Origin of the sequence: Pseudoxanthomonas sp. USHLN014 (assembly GCF_037153335.1) — a bacterium.
Taxonomy (GTDB): Bacteria; Pseudomonadota; Gammaproteobacteria; order Xanthomonadales; family Xanthomonadaceae; genus Pseudoxanthomonas_A; species Pseudoxanthomonas_A winnipegensis.
The window spans coordinates 179,071-194,079 of sequence record NZ_JBBCKO010000003.1; the positions used below are offsets into that span (position 1 = coordinate 179,071).

Genomic DNA, 15,009 nt, shown 5'->3' on the forward strand with positions numbered 1-15,009 from the left:
GAGGTCTTCCCATGCCAGTCGCCCGTCCCGTCGCCATCCTCGGCGGCGTTCGCATCCCCTTCTGCCGCCAGAACACCGCGTATTCGGATGTCGGCAACCTGGGCATGTCGGTGCGCACCCTGGGCGCGCTGGTCGAGCGCTTCGGTCTGCACGGGCAGACCCTGGGCGAGGTGGCCATGGGCGCGGTGATCAAGCATTCCAGCGACTGGAACCTGGGCCGCGAGGCCGCGCTGTCCTCCGGCCTGTCGCCGCTGACTCCCGGCATCACCTTGCAACGCGCCTGCGGCACCAGCCTGGACACCATCGCCCACATCGGCAACAAGATCGCGCTGGGGCAGATCGAGGCGGGCATCGGCGGCGGCTCGGACACCACCTCGGACGTGCCGATCGTCTACGGCAAGAAGCTGCGCGCACGCCTGCTCGAGGTCAACCGCGCCAAGACGCCCAAGGACAAGGCGCGCGCACTGCTCAAGGGCTTCCGCTTTTCCGAACTCAAGCCCGAGTTCCCTGGCGTGGGCGAACCGCGCACCGGCAAGTCGATGGGTGAGCACTGCGAGGACATGGCCAAAGAGTGGAACATCTCGCGCGATTCGCAGGACGCCTGGGCGGTGTCCTCGCACAAGAAGCTGGCCGCAGCCTATGAGCGCGGCTTCTTCGACGATCTGATCGTGCCGTTCCGCGGGGTGAGCCGCGACAACATCCTGCGCCCGGACACCTCCCTGGAGAAGCTGGCCACGCTCAAGCCGGCGTTCGACAAGACTTCCGGTCGCGGCACGCTGACCGCCGCCAACTCCACGCCGCTGACCGATGGCGCGGCGGCGGTGCTGCTGTCCAGCGATGAATGGGCGGCCGCGCATGGCCACACGCCGCTGGCCTATCTGAAGGACGTGCAGAGCGCGGCGGTGGATTTCGTTCACGGCGAGGGCCTGCTGATGGCGCCGACCGTGGCCGTGCCGCAGATGCTGGCGCGCCATGGCCTGAGCCTGCAGGACTTCGACATCTACGAGATCCACGAGGCCTTCGCCGCGCAGGTGCTGTGCACGCTGCGCGCGTGGGAGAGCGAGGAGTACTGCACCCATCGCCTCGGCCTGCCCGGTCCGATGGGCCGCATCGATCCGGAGAAGATCAACCCCAACGGCTCCTCGCTGGCCGCGGGCCATCCCTTCGCCGCCACCGGCGCGCGCATCATCGGCACGGTGGCCAAGGAGCTGGCCCAGCGCGGCGGCGGCCGCGCGCTGGTCTCGATCTGCACCGCCGGCGGCATGGGCGTGGTCGCCATCGTCGAGCGCTGAGGGGCTGCTCCGCTTTTCCCCGCTAATCGCAGCAAGTTTGGGGGAGAAACTGTTTCCTCAAACCCAGCAGCTGCCCGCCTGTAGAGCGGAACTCGCTCCGCTGGGGCCTTACCCCAAGAACCGAACGAAGAGCAGCGGAGCGAGCTCCGCTCTACAGGTAGGAGCCCCATGGCGGCGATGGGGCTTTTCCGGGAGAGCCCCTCGCCGCCATGGCGGCTCCCACCGAGCCCGATCCCGAGCGGGCGGGGGCCACTAGCACGACCAAGTACTAGCGTGCCCCTGAATGCCGCTTCCGAGGCACGTGTCCGTGCCCACAGCGCACGCGCCGCTGACTGGAATTCGGCAAGGCCGGTGCGGCGTGCACCGGCTGCCAGGCGCATCATGTCCAGGCCCTCCCCCCGTTTGCCGGCGCGCGCATGACCTCGCGCGGGCCGCCGCGTATCGCCTTGGACGATTCACCCGCCTCCCTGACGCCTGCAGATGCCGCCGCCGCGGTGCCTTCGCGCCTCACCCGCCGCGTGCTGAGCGTCGTGGTGTTCAACTTCGTCGGCTATTTCTGCGTCGGTTTGCCGCTGGCGGTGGTGCCGGGCTTCGTCCACACCACGCTGGGCTACGGCACGGTGCTGGCCGGCCTGGCGGTGAGCCTGCAGTACGTCGCCACCCTGCTCAGCCGCACTGTGGCCGGGCGCCTATGCGACCGGCGCGGGCCGAAGGTCTCGGTGCTGCTGGGCCTGGGCGCGTGCGCGCTGGCGGGCGCCTGCACCGCGGCCGCCGCGCTGATGGTGGCCTGGCCGGCGGCCAGCCTGGCGGTGCTGTTCGTCGGGCGCCTGCTGTTGGGCTGCGGCGAAAGCCTGATCACCACCGCCACGATCATCTGGGGGATCGGCGCGGTCGGTGCGGTCCACACCGGCCGGGTGATCTCGTGGAACGGCGTCACCACCTACGGCGCGCTGGCCCTGGCGGCCCCGGTCGGCGTGGCCCTGGGCCAGCGCTTCGGTCTGGCCGCGCTGGGCGCGCTGACCGTCGTGCTGGCGCTGGCCGCCTTGGCCTGCGTGCTGCCGCGGCACGGCGTGCGGCCGGTGCCGGGCGAACATATCCCGGCCCGCCGCGTGCTGGCGCGGGTCCTGCCGTTCGGGCTGTGTCTGGGTCTGGCGTCGGTGGGGTTCGGTGCGATCACCGCCTTCATCGCGCTGTACTACGCCCAGCGCGGCTGGCCGCACGCGGCGCTGGCGATGACGCTGCTGGGGGCGACCTTCGTGTCGGTGCGGCTGGTCTTCCCGCGCGTGATCGACCGCCACGGCGGCTACCGCGTGGCGGTGGTCTCGCTCTGCGTGGAGGCCGCCGGCCTGCTGTGCATCTGGCTGGCGCCGCTGCCGGCCCTGGCCGCGGTGGGCGCGGCGATCACCGGCGCGGGCTTCGCCCTGGTGTTCCCGTCGCTGGGCATGGAAGCCGTGCGCCGGGTCAGCGACAGCAACCGTGGCACCGCGCTGGGGCTGTACTCGCTATTCCTGGACCTGGCGCTGGCGATCACCGGCCCGCTGGCGGGCGCGCTCGCGCTGGCCTGGCGCTTCGGCGCGATCTACCTGCTGGCCGGCGTCGCGGCCCTGACCGCGGCAGCGGCCAGCGCGCTGCTGGCGCGCAGGGCAGCTGGGACGCTGCGCTGACGCCACGTTCGGGGCCCCGCGCGCAGCGGCGTGTTCGACGAAACCATGGCGAGCCGAACGGATGCGACGGCGAGCGAGCTCAGTGTTGATGCGCCGCTTGCGTAACCAGTTCAAGCCGCGTCACCCACGCGGCTGACGCATCACTCGGGCAGGCGCGGCAGGCCGTGTTCGTCGCGGGTCTCGGTGACGGCCTGGTCGTGGATCTGCTGGCGCAGGTCGCGGTCGGGCGCGGTGGCGGGCAGTTCGCCGCGCTGGGCGGCCAGGGCGTTGGCGTAGCTGCGGCGGGCGAGCAGGTCCTCGCCGGCGGCAGCGTAGCCGTGGCCCAGTTCCTCCCAGGCTTCGGCGCCGCCGCCCTGGGCCAGGGCGCGGTGCAGGAACTCCTGCGCCTGCGGCCACTGCCCTTGCTGGCGCGCCAGCCGGGCCAGGGTCAGCAGTAGCGCCGGGCTGTAGGAATGGGCCTGCAGCCAGCGCTGGGCGCTGGCCCGGCGCGAATCGAGCTTGCCCACCGGCAGGCGGCCGTAGAGGGCGATCAGGTCTTCGTCCCAGCGGCTGTCCAGCGCATGTTCCAGGGCATGGGTGGCCGCATCGTCCCAGCGCAGCGCGGCGGCGCGGGTGGCGTAGGCGGCCACCACGGCGCGTTCGGTGCGCAGGGCCTTGGGCACCAGTTCCCAGCGCTCGGCCAACGCATTGGCGTCGCCGGCCTGCTCCAGCGACTGCGCGGCCAGGCGCGTTTCCAGCTGGGCGTAGTCCGGGGCCGACAGCGCCTTGTGCTGGCGCAGCGGGCCGAGCAGGCCCCAGGCATCGCCGGCGCGGCCGACCTCGGCCAGGGCCTGCGCGCGCAGCGCCAGGCCACGCGGCGGCAGCGGCTGGGCGCCGGGTGCGTCCAGGGCGACCAGCGCCTGGGTCGGCATGCCGGCGGCCAGCGCATCGTCGGCCAGCAGCAGGGCGTGGGCGGTGGGATCGCGCTGGGCCAGGGCCTGCAGATGGCGCTCCAGGGCCTGCGCGTCGGCGCGCGCCTGCGCGGCGCGGACCGCGGCGATGCGCGCCGCGCTGCCGACCTCGGGGTCCTGCGCGGCGCGGTCCAGCAGCTTCTCCGCACGCAGCCAATGGCCGTGCTGGACCGCTTCCAGGCCTTCGATCAGCTGGGCGCGGGCGCGCTTGCGGCGATGCCGGCCCCAGGCGCGGAAAGGCAGGGCCAGCAGGGTCCAGACGATCCACAGCAGCACGGCGGCGAGGACCAGCGCCAGGATCGCGCCCGGCACGGTGGCGGTGACGTCGTAGCCGCCCACGCGCACGAACACCTCGCCCCAGTCGCGGACCTCATCGCGCGCCAGCCACTGCGCGCCGAACACGCCCAGGGCGACCAGGACCAGCACGATCACGACAAGACGCAGGATCTTCATGGCGTGGTCTCCGTTGGGGCCGGCGCGGTGGGCGCGGAGGGTGGAGGGGGTGCCGGCACCGGTGCCGGCGGCGCCGGCGCGGTGCTGGTCGCCTTGCCGCGCTGGGCCTGCAGCTGGGCCAGGGTGCTGCCCAGTTCGGGAATCTGCGGCTGCAGCGGCAGGGCCGCGATCTGCCGCAGCTGACGCTCCAGCGCGTTGGCCTGCGGCGTGGCCGGCCACAGCCGCGGGATCCAGCCGGCCGCGCGCAGCGCCGCGGCGCGGAAGCCCGCCGTGTCGTTGCGCTCGGCGGCGGCGCGGGCCAGGGTGAGTTCCAGCTGCAGGGCGTTGTCGAAGGCGGCGCGCTGGGCCGGCACCACCGCCACGCGCGCGCCGCTGGGACGCACATCGACCAGCGGCGCGAGCACGCGCTGCCAGGCCGGGCGCGCGGCCGGATCGACCGGCACCTGGCGCGGCAGCTGGGCCAATGCCGCGCTGGCGGCGTCGAGCTGCTGCAGGGCCTGGGCCTTCGGGCCGGCGCCCAGGCGCAGGACTGCGGCGCGCTCCTGTTCCAGCGACTGCTTGAGATTGAGCACGCGCGGGTCGTCCAGGCCGGCCAGGGTGTCGGCGGCCAGGGCGTAGGCCTGCTGCGCGCCGGCCAGGTCGCCGGCGATGTTCAGACGCTGGGCCGCCAGCTGCAGCTCCAGCTGGGTCTGGTCCAGGCGCAGGGCGGTGGCGCCCTGGCGGGTGGAGTCGGCCAGCTTGGCCACGGTGTCTTCCAGCAGGGCGCCGCGCTGGCTCAGGCCGAGCATTTCATCGCGCAGCACGCGGTTGGTGGCGGCCGCGTCCTGGATGCGCTCGCCCTGGGCGCGGGCATCGCCGCGCAGGACATCGATGCGCTGGTCCAGCGCGGCCAGCTGGCGCTGGATCTGGCCTTCCTGCGCGGCGCGCCAGCCCTGCCATTGCTGCCAGCCGTACCAGCCCACGGCCGCCAAGGCGGCGATGAGCAGCAGCACGATCAGGGCGGGCCAGATGCGGCGGCGCGGGCGCGTGTCGGACTCGGCGCTGGCGATGGCATCGTTCAAGGGGGGCACTCCAACAAAGAAGCCGTGGAACAGGCGCGTGAAGGCGCGGCGGGATCGGCCGCATGCTAGCCCAAGCGATGTGAGTACATGGCCTGTGCGGTGGCCATCAGCTGCGCAGGACGCGGGCCTTCGGCCTGCAGCACGTGTTCGAACCCGGCCTGCAGCGCGACGGTCGCCAGCCGCGCGCTGGCCACGATGGCCGGCTGCGCGCGCAGCGCCGCGGCCGCATGGCCTGGCAGGCGCTGGAACACCTCGCCCAGCGCGCCGCTGCTGGTCACCAGCACGCAGGCGGGCGCGTCCAGCGCATCGAGCCGGGCGAGGGCGCGCGTCGACAGCGGGATCGGCTGGCGTCGATAGACCTCGGCCAGGTGCAGTTGCGCGCCGCGCCTGCGCAGCGCGGGGGCCAGCGTGCCGCGTCCCTCGGGCGCGGTGACCAGGCCGACCGGGCGCTGGTCCAGCGCGGCCAGTTCGGGCAGCGCGAGCAGCCCCTCGCTGTCCATGCGCGCAGGCGCGACGGCCTCCAGCCCCAGCCTTGCCAGCGCCGCGCGCGTGCCGCTGCCGGTGCCGACCAGCACCTGGCCGGGCCGCGCGGCGATGGGCGCCAGTGCGTGGGCGAAGCGCACTGCCGCCGGGCTGGTGAACACCACCACCTCGCAGGCCCGCGCCGCGTCCCAGGCCTGCCGCGCCGGTGCATCCGTACAGGCCGCCAGCGACCACGGCGAGAGCGCGATCACCCCGGCGCCCACACGCGCGGCGGCCTGGCGCAGCGCGGCGTGGCCGCCCTGAGGCCGCAGGGAGATGACGTACCATGCGCGCGCTTTGCCTTGGCCCATGAATCAAGAGTACGCGATGGATCACGACGCCTTGCTCGACGCGCTGCGCGCGACCTGCGCGCAGATGCCGCCGGTGGTGGCGATGCGCATCGCGCTGCGCGACTTCGACGGCACGCGTCTGCACATGAGCGCGCCGCTGGCGGCCAACGTCAACGACAAGGGCACCGCCTTCGGCGGCAGCCTGGTCGCGCTGATGACCCTGGCCGGCTGGGCGCTGACCACGCTGCGCCTGCGCCAGGCCGGCCTGGGGGCCGAGGTCTACGTGGCCGACAGCGCCGTGCGTTACCGCGCCCCGCTGCTGCACGACCTGGCCGCTCAGGCCTGGCTGGCGCCGGAGGCGGACTGGGCCGAGTTCATCGACACCTTCCGCCGCCGCGGCAAGGCGCGCGCCCCGCTGCTGGCCCAGGTGCTGCTGCCCGACGGCGGCGTGGCCGCCGAACTGAGCGGCCGCTACGTCGCCCTGGCAAAGGGGTAGCATCCTTCGTTCACGCCTGGGGAGACACACGCACGTGGGACGACTTCTGTGGATGCTGCTGGCCGCGCTGCTGGTGCTGGCCAGCGCCGGCCCGGCCGAGGCCATCAGCAACCGCGCCAAGCAGCGCAAGCTCACCGATACCCAGACCCTGTTCACCAAGGCGATGCGCTGGGGCGAGTTCGAGCAGGCCTGGAGCGTGGTCGACCCCGAGGCCCGCCAGGGCGCCGGGCTGAGCGCGCTGGAGCTCTCGCGCTACCAGCAGGTGGAGATCACCGGCTACAGCGAGATCGGCAGCGCCGGCGAACCCGACGGCACGGTGGCGCGCATGGTCGACGTGCGCGTGGTCAACCGCCACACCATGGCCGAGCGCACCGTGCGGGTGCGCGAGCGCTGGCGCTGGGACCCGGCGGCCGAGCAGTGGTGGCTGCAGGACGGCCTGCCGGACCTCTGGCAGGGGCAATAGTCGCCGGGGCTGTGCGACAATCGCCGGCCTTTTCGCGCCCAGCCGACGCTTTCCTGCCGTGAATTTCGAACAACTCAAGGCTTTCGCCGCCGACAACGCGATGCTGTCCATGGCCCTGGTGGGCCTGACCCTGGCGATCCTCGTCACCGAGGTCATGCGCCTGTTCCGCGGCTACAAGGGCGTGCGCCCCGGCGAGCTGACCGCGCTGATCAACAACGACAACGCGCTGGTGCTGGATCTGTCGGCCAGTGGCGATTTCGAGAAGGGCCACATCCCCGGCAGCAAGAACCTGGCCGGCAAGTTCGACCCCAAGCACAAGCTGCTGGCCGGCGCGGGCGATCGCCCGGTGGTGCTGGTCTGCCGCAGCGGCCAGACCGCGCCGGGCGCCGCCGCCCAGCTGAAGAAGGCCGGTTTCGCCAAGGTCTATGTGCTCGATGGCGGCGTCGGGGCCTGGCAGGCCGTCGACCTGCCGCTGGTCAAGGGCCGCGCCTGACACTGAACACGCGTCGCGTCGCGCGCGGGCCTTGAAGCGGCCCGGGCGTGGCGCCACCCCCATGCGATAATCCCGGGCTTTGGCCCATTCACCGCAACCCATTCGGAGTACACGATGTCCGACGAGACCCTCAACGGCGCTAACGAAGCCGCCACCCAGGCCAACGGCCCGAACTTCACCGTCGAAAAGATCTACGTCAAGGACGTGTCCTTCGAAGTCCCCGGCGCGCCGGCGATCTATTCGGAGAACATCGCCCCCGAGCTGAACCTCAACCTCAACCAGCGCGTGCAGCGCCTGGCCGAGAACGCCTTCGAGGTGATCCTGGGCGTGACCCTGACCTGCAAGGCCGGCGACAAGACCGCCTACGTGGCCGAAGTGCAGCAGGCCGGCGTGTTCGGCCTGGCCGGCTTCGACGCGCAGACCATCGACGCGCTGCTGGGCACCCAGTGCCCGAGCATCCTGTTCCCGTACGTGCGCCAGCTGCTGAGCGACCTGATCCAGGCCGGCGGCTTCCCGCCGTTCTTCCTGCAGCCGATCAACTTCGACGGCCTGTACGCCGAGACCCTGCGCCAGCGCGCCGCCCAGGGCCAGCAGGGCGTGATCGAGAACGATCCGCCGGTGGGCAACGCCTGATTTCGATGGCGTCTGTGATAAAGCTTGGCCCCCTGCACACAGGCGGGGGGATGCAATGAACGCGTTGAAAGTCGCAGTGCTCGGCGCCGGTTCCTGGGGGACCGCGCTGGCGGCCCTGATCGCCCGGCACGGCCACCAGGCCGTGCTGTGGGGACGCGATGAGGCGGTGGCCCAGGCCATCGACCTCCGCCACGAGAATCCGCGCTACCTGCCGGGCATCGAACTGCCTGAGACCCTGCGCGCCACCACCAGCCTGGCCGCGGCCATGGCCGACGCCGATCTGGTGCTGGTGGTCGTGCCTTCGCATGCCTTCACCGACACCCTGCGCGCGCTGGCGCCGCTGCGTCCTGCGCAGGCGGGCGTGAGCTGGGCGACGAAGGGCTTCGAGCCCGGCTCCAGCCGCTTCCTGCACGAGGTGGCCGAGGACGTGCTGGGTCCGGAGGTGCCGCTGGCCGTGGTGACCGGCCCTTCGTTCGCCAAGGAGGTCGCCCAGGGCCTGCCCACCGCGCTGACCATCCACGGTGCCGACGAGGCGTTCTGCCAGCAGGTCGCCGATGTGCTGCACGGCCCGACGTTCCGCGCCTACACCGGCAACGACATGGTCGGCGCCGAGCTGGGCGGTGCGATGAAGAACGTGCTGGCCGTGGCCACCGGCGTGGCCGACGGCATGGGCCTGGGGCTCAACGCGCGCGCCGGCCTGATCACCCGCGGCCTCAACGAGATGCTGCGCCTGGCCGCGGCCATCGGCGCGCGCCCGGAGACCCTGATGGGCCTGGCCGGCCTGGGCGACCTGGTGCTGACCTGCACGGGCGACCTGTCGCGCAACCGCCGCCTGGGCCTGGCGCTGGGGCGCGGCCAGTCCATCGAAGAGGCCGTGCGCGAGATCGGCCAGGTGGTCGAGTCGGTGCAGACCGCCGACGAGGTCATGCGCCAGGCGCGCCGCTACGGCATCGACCTGTCGATCAGCGAGGCCGTGCGCGATGTCCTGCACGGCGAGATCACCCCGGCCGAAGGCCTGGAGCGCCTGCTGGCGCGCGAACAGAAACCGGAGTATCCGGAAACCCTGTTCCAGTAGCCCTATCGCGTTGCGATCATGAAATCTCCCACCCGAAAGGGTGGGATTTTTTTTGGCTCTTCGTTCAAGTGCGAGGCCAATGAACGCACTGATCGTAGCCGCGCGGTTCCTCCAACGAAGCGGTTTAGCTCGACGCGCGAGGCAGCGATCCGGCGGGCGGTGGCCGCGCCTAGCGAGGCAGGAAGCCGAGCGCCCGAATCGGGGCAGGATGCCCTGATTGAGGGATAAGCGGCCACCGCCCGCCGGACCTCTGCCCCTCCGAACCCACAACGCTCAGCCGAAGCAATCCCCCGATCGCGAGTAGATAATTTTCCCTGGGCTCGAACGCCCGCGCCCGGCCACGCGACGCGATGGTCGGCGCGCCGGCGCGGTGCTCGTCAGCCCACCATCGAGCGCAGCAGATCGCAGGCGTCCGAACGCCGATGCGGCGACAGGCGACGGATCAGCTGCAGCACATGCGTTTCCACCTCATCGCGCGCCAGCCGCTCGGCCGGAAGCGTCGTCGGCGCGCCGGACGCCGCTTCGGCCTGCGTGGCCTCACTGGTCATCGGACCACGCCCGGTGGCCAGCCACTCGAACAGGACCTGGGTGATCACCGCGATCTGCGCCAGATGCTCCACGCTGGGATGCGTGCCGCCCACCCGCTCCCACTGCGCCACGGCGCTGCGCTGCACGCCGACCTGTTCGGCCAGCTGGGTCTGCGACAGGGTCTTCAAGCGTCGAGCCTGACGGATACGGTCTGCCATGACATGCATCTTCCACCTCCTGTTGGGTTGTCATGCGATTGGCCGCGCCCGCGACGCGGGCGCGGCGCGCTTAATGGATGGTGCCTTCAGGCGTGAACGGCAACTGCGGCAGCCTCCTGCGAGGCTGCTCGCCAGCAGCGCGCGCTTCGCGCACAAGGCAGGGTGAGGATTCGCAGGCGACGCGTCACATGACGGCATTGACAGCCCGGCATCGCGCGACGTCCGACGAAAACTGCACCCCTTCAGACCGAACATCGCGCCTGGGAAGTGATGCCGCCGTCAGGACGCCCATCCGCCACGCGTCTCACGCCTGCGTCGCGCGCTGTGCGTCCAAGATCTGCGGTGCAGCATGGGTGCGGCCAAGATGGCTGGGCGCGGAAAGCCCAATAAAAAAGCCCGGCCTTGAAAGGCCGGGCTTTGCGGAGGTCGGATGCGGGAGAGAGGTCGCACCGCCTCGCCGTGATCGCCAGAGCCACCCCAGCGATCACGGGACCACTATCGGCGCCAGAGCCGAAATCCCACGTGAATATTGTACTTAACCGTTTATTAATTCAGGCGACAGTCTGGGAACTCTAGGCCCGGTGTCATTCGCGTGACGCGGTGTGTCCGCGCGCGTCACGCAAGACCGCTAGTGCGAGGCCATCAACAAGTCCACGTCGCCGCCCGCCGCCGTGGTGTTGACGGTGACGACAGACTCGGAACAGAAGCGCGGCAGGTAGTTGGGTCCGCCGGCCTTGGGACCGGTACCGGACAGCCCCTCGCCGCCGAAGGGCTGCACGCCCACCACCGCCCCGATCATGTTGCGGTTGACGTAGACGTTGCCGACCTCCGCCTGTGCGGCGATGGCCTGGGCGCGGGTGTCGATCCGGGTCTGCACGCCCAGGGTCAGGCCGTAGCCGAGCGCGTTGATCTGCTCGACCAGCGTTTCCACCTCGCCCTTCCAGCGCAGCACCTGCAGCACCGGGCCGAAGACTTCCTCGCGCACCTGTTCCAGCGCGCCGATCTCGAAGGCCACCGGCGCGATGCTGTTCGCCGGCGCGTCGGCCGGCAGCGGCGCGCGCGCGATCAGCCGCGCGCGGCCCTCGAGCGCGGCGATCTGGCCCTGCAGCTTGTCGAAGGCCTCCTGGTCGATCACCGGGCCCAGATCGCTGGACAGGCGCGACGGGTCGCCGACCTGGAGCAGCGCGATGGCGCCGGCCAGCATCTCGATCACGCCATCGGCGATGTCGTCCTGCACGCACAGCACGCGCAGCGCCGAGCAGCGCTGGCCGGCGCTGCGGAAGGTGCTCTGCACCACCGCATCGACCACCTGCTCGGGCAGCGCCGTGGAGTCGACGATCATCGCGTTGAGGCCGCCGGTCTCGGCGATCAGCGGCACAATCGGGCCGTCCTTGCCGGCCAGGGTGCGGGCGATGGCCTTGGCCACCGGCGTGGAGCCGGTGAAGGCCACGCCGGCGATCTTTGGATGCGCCACCAGTGCCGCGCCGGTCTCGCCGGCGCCGTACACACCGATCAGCGCGTCCTCGGGCACGCCGCAGCGGTGCAGCAGGGCGATCATCGCCGCGCCCACGCCCGGCGTTTGTTCGGCCGGCTTGGCCGCCACCGCGTTGCCGGTAACCAGCGCCGCGACCACCTGGCCGGTGAAGATGGCCAGCGGGAAGTTCCAGGGCGAGATGCATGCCCACACTCCGCGTCCGGCCAGGGCGTAGGTGTTGCGCTCGCCGGTGACGCCCGGCAGCAGCTGCGGTGCCATCAGGCCGCGCGCCTGCAGCGCGTAATAGCGGCAGAAGTCGGCCGCTTCGCGGACTTCGGACACCGCATCGCCCCAGGTGCGATGGCCTTCGCGCACGATCAGCGCGCACCACTGCGCCAGGTCGCGCTCGAGCGCGTCGGCGGCCTGTTCCAGCGCGGCGGCGCGGGTCTGGACCGGCGTGGCGTTCCAGCGCTTCTGACCCTTGGCCAGGGTCTGCACAAGGGCGTCGATCTGCGCGACCGGGGTCAGCGCCGGCGTCGGCAGCGCAGCGGCCGGATAGGCGGCCAGCAGCGTCTTGGCCATCGGCTCGCAGCTCACGTCGGTGCCGGCGGTGTTGCGGCGAACGCCCAGGATGTCGGCCGGCAGCGTCACCGCGCTCTGCGGCGCGATGTGCAGCGGCGAGCTCACCAGCGCGCTGGCCGGCAGCGTCTCGTCGGCCAGCTGGTGGACGAAGGAGGAATTGGCGCCGTTCTCCAGCAGACGGCGCACCAGATAGGCCAGCAGGTCCTTGTGCGGGCCGACCGGCGCGTACACGCGCAGGCCTACGTCCGGGTACTGCCGGTGCGCGGCCTCGTGCACCGCATCGCCCATGCCGTGCAGGCGCTGCAGCTCGAACGGCGCGCCGGCCGCGCGCGCCAGGTGCAGCACCGCGGCGATGGTGCCGGCGTTGTGACCGGCGATCTGCGGATAGATCGCATCGGGCATGGCCAGCATCGCCCGGGCGCAGGCCAGGTAGGACAGGTCGGTGTGGTGCTTGTGGGTGAACACCGGGAACGCGGCCAGGCCCAGCTCCTGGGCGCGCTTGATCTCGTAGTCCCAGTAGGCGCCCTTCACCAGGCGCACCATGAAGCGCACCTTCAGCGCGCGGGCGATACGGGCGACTTCCTCGATCGTCTCCAGCGCGCGGGTCTGGTAGGCCTGCACGGCCAGGCCGAAGCCGTTCCACTGCGGGTAGCGGGCCGCGGTGCGCGTGGCCACCGCCTCGAACACCTCCAGCGAGAGCTCCAGGCGTTCGCTTTCCTCCGCGTCGATAGTCAGGTTCAGATCGGCCTGGGCCGCGGCCTCGGCCAGTTCGCACACGCGCGGCACCAGCAGCGCCATGACATGGTCGTGCTGCACGGCCTCGTAGCGCGCGTCGATGGCCGAGAGCTTGATCGAGATGCCGTCGGCCTGTTCCACCGGCACGCTACGATCGCGCGACTTGGCCAGCGCGGCGATGGCGGCGTGGTACTTGCGCATGTAGGCCTGCGCATCGGCGTCGGTGCGCGCGCCTTCGCCCAGCATGTCGTAGGAGAAGCGCAGGCCCTTGCGCGCCTTGCGCTGCTTGCGGGCATCGTCCAGCGCCTCGTCCAGGGTCTCGCCCATGACGAACTGCTTGCCCATCAGCTGCACCGCGCGCACGGTCGCGGCGACCACGGCCTTGGCGCCCATCCTGGCCAGGAACCCGGCCTTCTGCCCGTCCTCGCCCAGCATCTTCTTGGACAGGCTGATGGCCTGGTTGGACAGGGTGGCCAGCCACGACTGCGAGGCGCCGGAGAAATCGGCGCGGCCCAGCTGGTCGGCGGTGAGGGTCATGGCGGTGTCGGCGTCGGGCACGCGCAGCAAGGCCTCGGCCAGACGCATCAGGGCCAGGCCCTCGGCGCTGGACAGTGGGAACTCGCGCAGCAGCGTCTCCATGGCGAAGGCCGACGGCTTGGCCGCGCGGACCTGCCCGATCCAGCCGATCGCATCGCCGCTGGCCAGGGCCCAGTCCAGGTCCTGCAGGCGTTGCAGCAGGGGGGCGAGCACATCGGCTTCGGGCCGATAAGGGATGGGCAACCGCATAAATGACCGCCTGGAGAAGAATGGACTTGAGGATGTGCATTCTGATCGGCGATGCGCCGGATGAATCTCCGTTAGGCGGGCTATGATCCGCGGATGAGCCAACTTCCTGCCGCCCTGGACCGGACCGACCGCAGAATCCTCGCCCTGCTCCAGCGCGACGGCCGGATCACCAACCTCAAGCTGGCCGAAAGCGTGCATCTGTCGCCCACCGCGACCCTGGAGCGGGTCAAGCGCCTGACCACCGAGGGCTACATCATCGGCTACCGCGCGCGGCTCAATCCGCACAAGCTCGGCGCCGGCATGCTGGTCTTCGTCGAGGTGCTGCTGGACCGCACCACGCCGCACATCCTGGAGGAGTTCCAGGCCGCGATCCGCGACCAGCCCGAGGTCATGGAGTGCCACCTGGTCGCCGGTGGCTTCGACTATTTGATCAAGCTGCGCGCGGCCGACATGGCCGATTACCGCGACATCGCCGGCCGCGTGCTGTGGAAGCTGCCCGGCGTGCGCGAGACCCGCACCTATGCGGTGATGGAAGAGGTCAAGAACAGCGCGGATCTGTATCTGGATATTTAAGGCAGCCGGCTGAGCCGTCATTCCCGCGCGGGCGGGAATCCAGTGCCTTGTGCGCTTCTTGCGAAAGCCGCTGGTTCCCGTTTTCGCGCGAACGAGGGCGGTGAGGCTTTGCAGCTCTCCAGCTTGGTGGGAGCCGCCATGGCGGCGACGAGGCTTTCCCGGTGGAGCCTCATCGCCGCCATGGCGGCTCTCACAAAGCACAACAGCACTTACGGACACGGCGCCCTTGGGCGCCGTGTCCGGTTGTGAAGCGGTGCGGGTCGATCAGACCAGGGTCAGCACCACGTCCACGTTGCCGCGGGTCGCGTTGGAGTACGGGCAGACCTGGTGCGCGGTGTCGACCAGCTTCTGCGCGGTCTCGCGATCCAGGCCGGGCAGCTCGATCTTCAGCTCGACGGCGATGGCGAAGGCGCTGCCGGCCGGGCCGATGCCGACCTTGCTTTCAATGGCCACGTCATCGGGCACCTTGATCTTCTCGCGCGCGCCCACGGCCTTCATCGCGCCGATGAAGCAGGCCGCGTAGCCGATGGCGAACAGCTGCTCGGGATTGGTGCCCGGGCCGCCGGCGCCGCCGAGCTCCTTCGGCGTGGACAGCTGCAGGTCCAGCGGACCGTCGGGGGTGATGCCGCGGCCTTCGCGGCCACCCTTGGCGATGGCGGTGGCGGTGTAGAGGATCTTGTCGGGTTTCATTGTGAACTCCTGGGTTGTTTGCGATTGAATC

The 15,009-nt window shown here is 71.2% G+C and carries 14 protein-coding genes; 8 read left to right on the forward strand and 6 right to left on the reverse strand.

The window, feature by feature from the left end:
- Positions 1–11: 11 nt before the first annotated feature.
- Together WFQ05_RS07755 and WFQ05_RS07760 are read left to right on the forward strand one after the other, a co-directional pair.
- Complete coding sequence (locus tag WFQ05_RS07755) at positions 12–1,292, forward strand: acetyl-CoA C-acetyltransferase (RefSeq protein WP_130524622.1); 1,281 nt, start codon at positions 12–14, stop codon at positions 1,290–1,292.
- A 446-nt stretch (positions 1,293–1,738) separates the two neighbouring features.
- Positions 1,739–2,956, forward strand: coding sequence for an MFS transporter (locus tag WFQ05_RS07760; RefSeq protein ID WP_337053346.1), 1,218 nt, complete (start codon positions 1,739–1,741; stop codon positions 2,954–2,956).
- Positions 2,957–3,096: 140 nt separating this feature from the next.
- Here WFQ05_RS07760 and WFQ05_RS07765 read toward each other — a convergent pair whose 3' ends face one another.
- The 3 genes from WFQ05_RS07765 to WFQ05_RS07775 all read right to left on the reverse strand — a co-directional run bounded on the left by WFQ05_RS07765 (position 3,097) and on the right by WFQ05_RS07775 (position 6,253).
- Positions 3,097–4,359 (reverse strand): heme biosynthesis HemY N-terminal domain-containing protein, encoded by a 1,263-nt coding sequence (locus WFQ05_RS07765; RefSeq protein ID WP_337053347.1) that lies wholly within the window; start codon positions 4,357–4,359, stop codon positions 3,097–3,099.
- Positions 4,356–5,369: a hypothetical protein gene (locus WFQ05_RS07770; RefSeq protein ID WP_337053562.1), complete on the reverse strand. Its 1,014-nt coding sequence runs from the start codon at positions 5,367–5,369 to the stop codon at positions 4,356–4,358. The genes WFQ05_RS07765 and WFQ05_RS07770 overlap by 4 nt, the downstream gene beginning before the upstream one ends.
- A gap of 116 nt (positions 5,370–5,485) precedes the next feature.
- Positions 5,486–6,253 (reverse strand): uroporphyrinogen-III synthase, encoded by a 768-nt coding sequence (locus WFQ05_RS07775; RefSeq protein WP_337053348.1) that lies wholly within the window; start codon positions 6,251–6,253, stop codon positions 5,486–5,488.
- 16 nt (positions 6,254–6,269) lie between these two features.
- Here WFQ05_RS07775 and WFQ05_RS07780 point away from each other — a divergent pair, with 16 nt between their 5' ends.
- From WFQ05_RS07780 to WFQ05_RS07800, 5 genes are all read left to right on the forward strand, one after another.
- A complete protein-coding gene (locus WFQ05_RS07780; protein ID WP_337053563.1) occupies positions 6,270–6,728 on the forward strand; it encodes a YiiD C-terminal domain-containing protein in 459 nt (152 codons plus the stop codon).
- A gap of 52 nt (positions 6,729–6,780) precedes the next feature.
- Complete coding sequence (locus WFQ05_RS07785) at positions 6,781–7,191, forward strand: hypothetical protein (RefSeq protein WP_130524758.1); 411 nt, start codon at positions 6,781–6,783, stop codon at positions 7,189–7,191.
- Between the two features lie 58 nt (positions 7,192–7,249).
- Positions 7,250–7,684: a rhodanese-like domain-containing protein gene (locus WFQ05_RS07790; RefSeq protein WP_337053349.1), complete on the forward strand. Its 435-nt coding sequence runs from the start codon at positions 7,250–7,252 to the stop codon at positions 7,682–7,684.
- Between the two features lie 114 nt (positions 7,685–7,798).
- On the forward strand, positions 7,799–8,317 hold the full coding sequence (gene secB / locus WFQ05_RS07795; protein WP_130520844.1) for a protein-export chaperone SecB: 519 nt from the start codon (positions 7,799–7,801) through the stop codon (positions 8,315–8,317).
- A gap of 55 nt (positions 8,318–8,372) precedes the next feature.
- Positions 8,373–9,392: an NAD(P)H-dependent glycerol-3-phosphate dehydrogenase gene (locus WFQ05_RS07800; RefSeq protein ID WP_337053350.1), complete on the forward strand. Its 1,020-nt coding sequence runs from the start codon at positions 8,373–8,375 to the stop codon at positions 9,390–9,392.
- A gap of 377 nt (positions 9,393–9,769) precedes the next feature.
- Here the strand turns inward: WFQ05_RS07800 and WFQ05_RS07805 are convergent, their stop codons facing one another.
- Both WFQ05_RS07805 and WFQ05_RS07810 read right to left on the reverse strand, forming a co-directional pair.
- Positions 9,770–10,147 (reverse strand): helix-turn-helix transcriptional regulator, encoded by a 378-nt coding sequence (locus tag WFQ05_RS07805; protein ID WP_337053351.1) that lies wholly within the window; start codon positions 10,145–10,147, stop codon positions 9,770–9,772.
- 619 nt (positions 10,148–10,766) lie between these two features.
- Complete coding sequence (locus tag WFQ05_RS07810) at positions 10,767–13,715, reverse strand: L-glutamate gamma-semialdehyde dehydrogenase (RefSeq protein ID WP_337053352.1); 2,949 nt, start codon at positions 13,713–13,715, stop codon at positions 10,767–10,769.
- A gap of 93 nt (positions 13,716–13,808) precedes the next feature.
- On the opposite strand from WFQ05_RS07810, the gene WFQ05_RS07815 reads away from it, so the two are divergent.
- Complete coding sequence (locus WFQ05_RS07815) at positions 13,809–14,288, forward strand: Lrp/AsnC ligand binding domain-containing protein (RefSeq protein ID WP_130520851.1); 480 nt, start codon at positions 13,809–13,811, stop codon at positions 14,286–14,288.
- Between the two features lie 264 nt (positions 14,289–14,552).
- On the opposite strand, the gene WFQ05_RS07820 is transcribed toward WFQ05_RS07815, so the two are convergent.
- Positions 14,553–14,978, reverse strand: coding sequence for an organic hydroperoxide resistance protein (locus WFQ05_RS07820; RefSeq protein ID WP_130521841.1), 426 nt, complete (start codon positions 14,976–14,978; stop codon positions 14,553–14,555).
- Between the last annotated feature and the right edge of the window lie 31 nt (positions 14,979–15,009).

What these genes read in the sequence shown, in the direction of transcription:
- WFQ05_RS07810 (WP_337053352.1), bottom strand. Translation starts at nt 13,715, where the DNA reads ATGCGGTTGCCCATCCCTTATCGGCCCGAAGCCGATGTGCTCGCCCCC.
- WFQ05_RS07800 (WP_337053350.1), top strand. Translation starts at nt 8,373, where the DNA reads ATGAACGCGTTGAAAGTCGCAGTGCTCGGCGCCGGTTCCTGGGGGACC.
- WFQ05_RS07815 (WP_130520851.1), top strand. Translation starts at nt 13,809, where the DNA reads ATGAGCCAACTTCCTGCCGCCCTGGACCGGACCGACCGCAGAATCCTC.
- WFQ05_RS07775 (WP_337053348.1), bottom strand. Translation starts at nt 6,253, where the DNA reads ATGGGCCAAGGCAAAGCGCGCGCATGGTACGTCATCTCCCTGCGGCCT.
- WFQ05_RS07780 (WP_337053563.1), top strand. Translation starts at nt 6,270, where the DNA reads ATGGATCACGACGCCTTGCTCGACGCGCTGCGCGCGACCTGCGCGCAG.
- secB (WP_130520844.1), top strand. Translation starts at nt 7,799, where the DNA reads ATGTCCGACGAGACCCTCAACGGCGCTAACGAAGCCGCCACCCAGGCC.
- WFQ05_RS07765 (WP_337053347.1), bottom strand. Translation starts at nt 4,359, where the DNA reads ATGAAGATCCTGCGTCTTGTCGTGATCGTGCTGGTCCTGGTCGCCCTG.
- WFQ05_RS07785 (WP_130524758.1), top strand. Translation starts at nt 6,781, where the DNA reads ATGCTGCTGGCCGCGCTGCTGGTGCTGGCCAGCGCCGGCCCGGCCGAG.
- WFQ05_RS07755 (WP_130524622.1), top strand. Translation starts at nt 12, where the DNA reads ATGCCAGTCGCCCGTCCCGTCGCCATCCTCGGCGGCGTTCGCATCCCC.
- WFQ05_RS07820 (WP_130521841.1), bottom strand. Translation starts at nt 14,978, where the DNA reads ATGAAACCCGACAAGATCCTCTACACCGCCACCGCCATCGCCAAGGGT.
- WFQ05_RS07805 (WP_337053351.1), bottom strand. Translation starts at nt 10,147, where the DNA reads ATGCATGTCATGGCAGACCGTATCCGTCAGGCTCGACGCTTGAAGACC.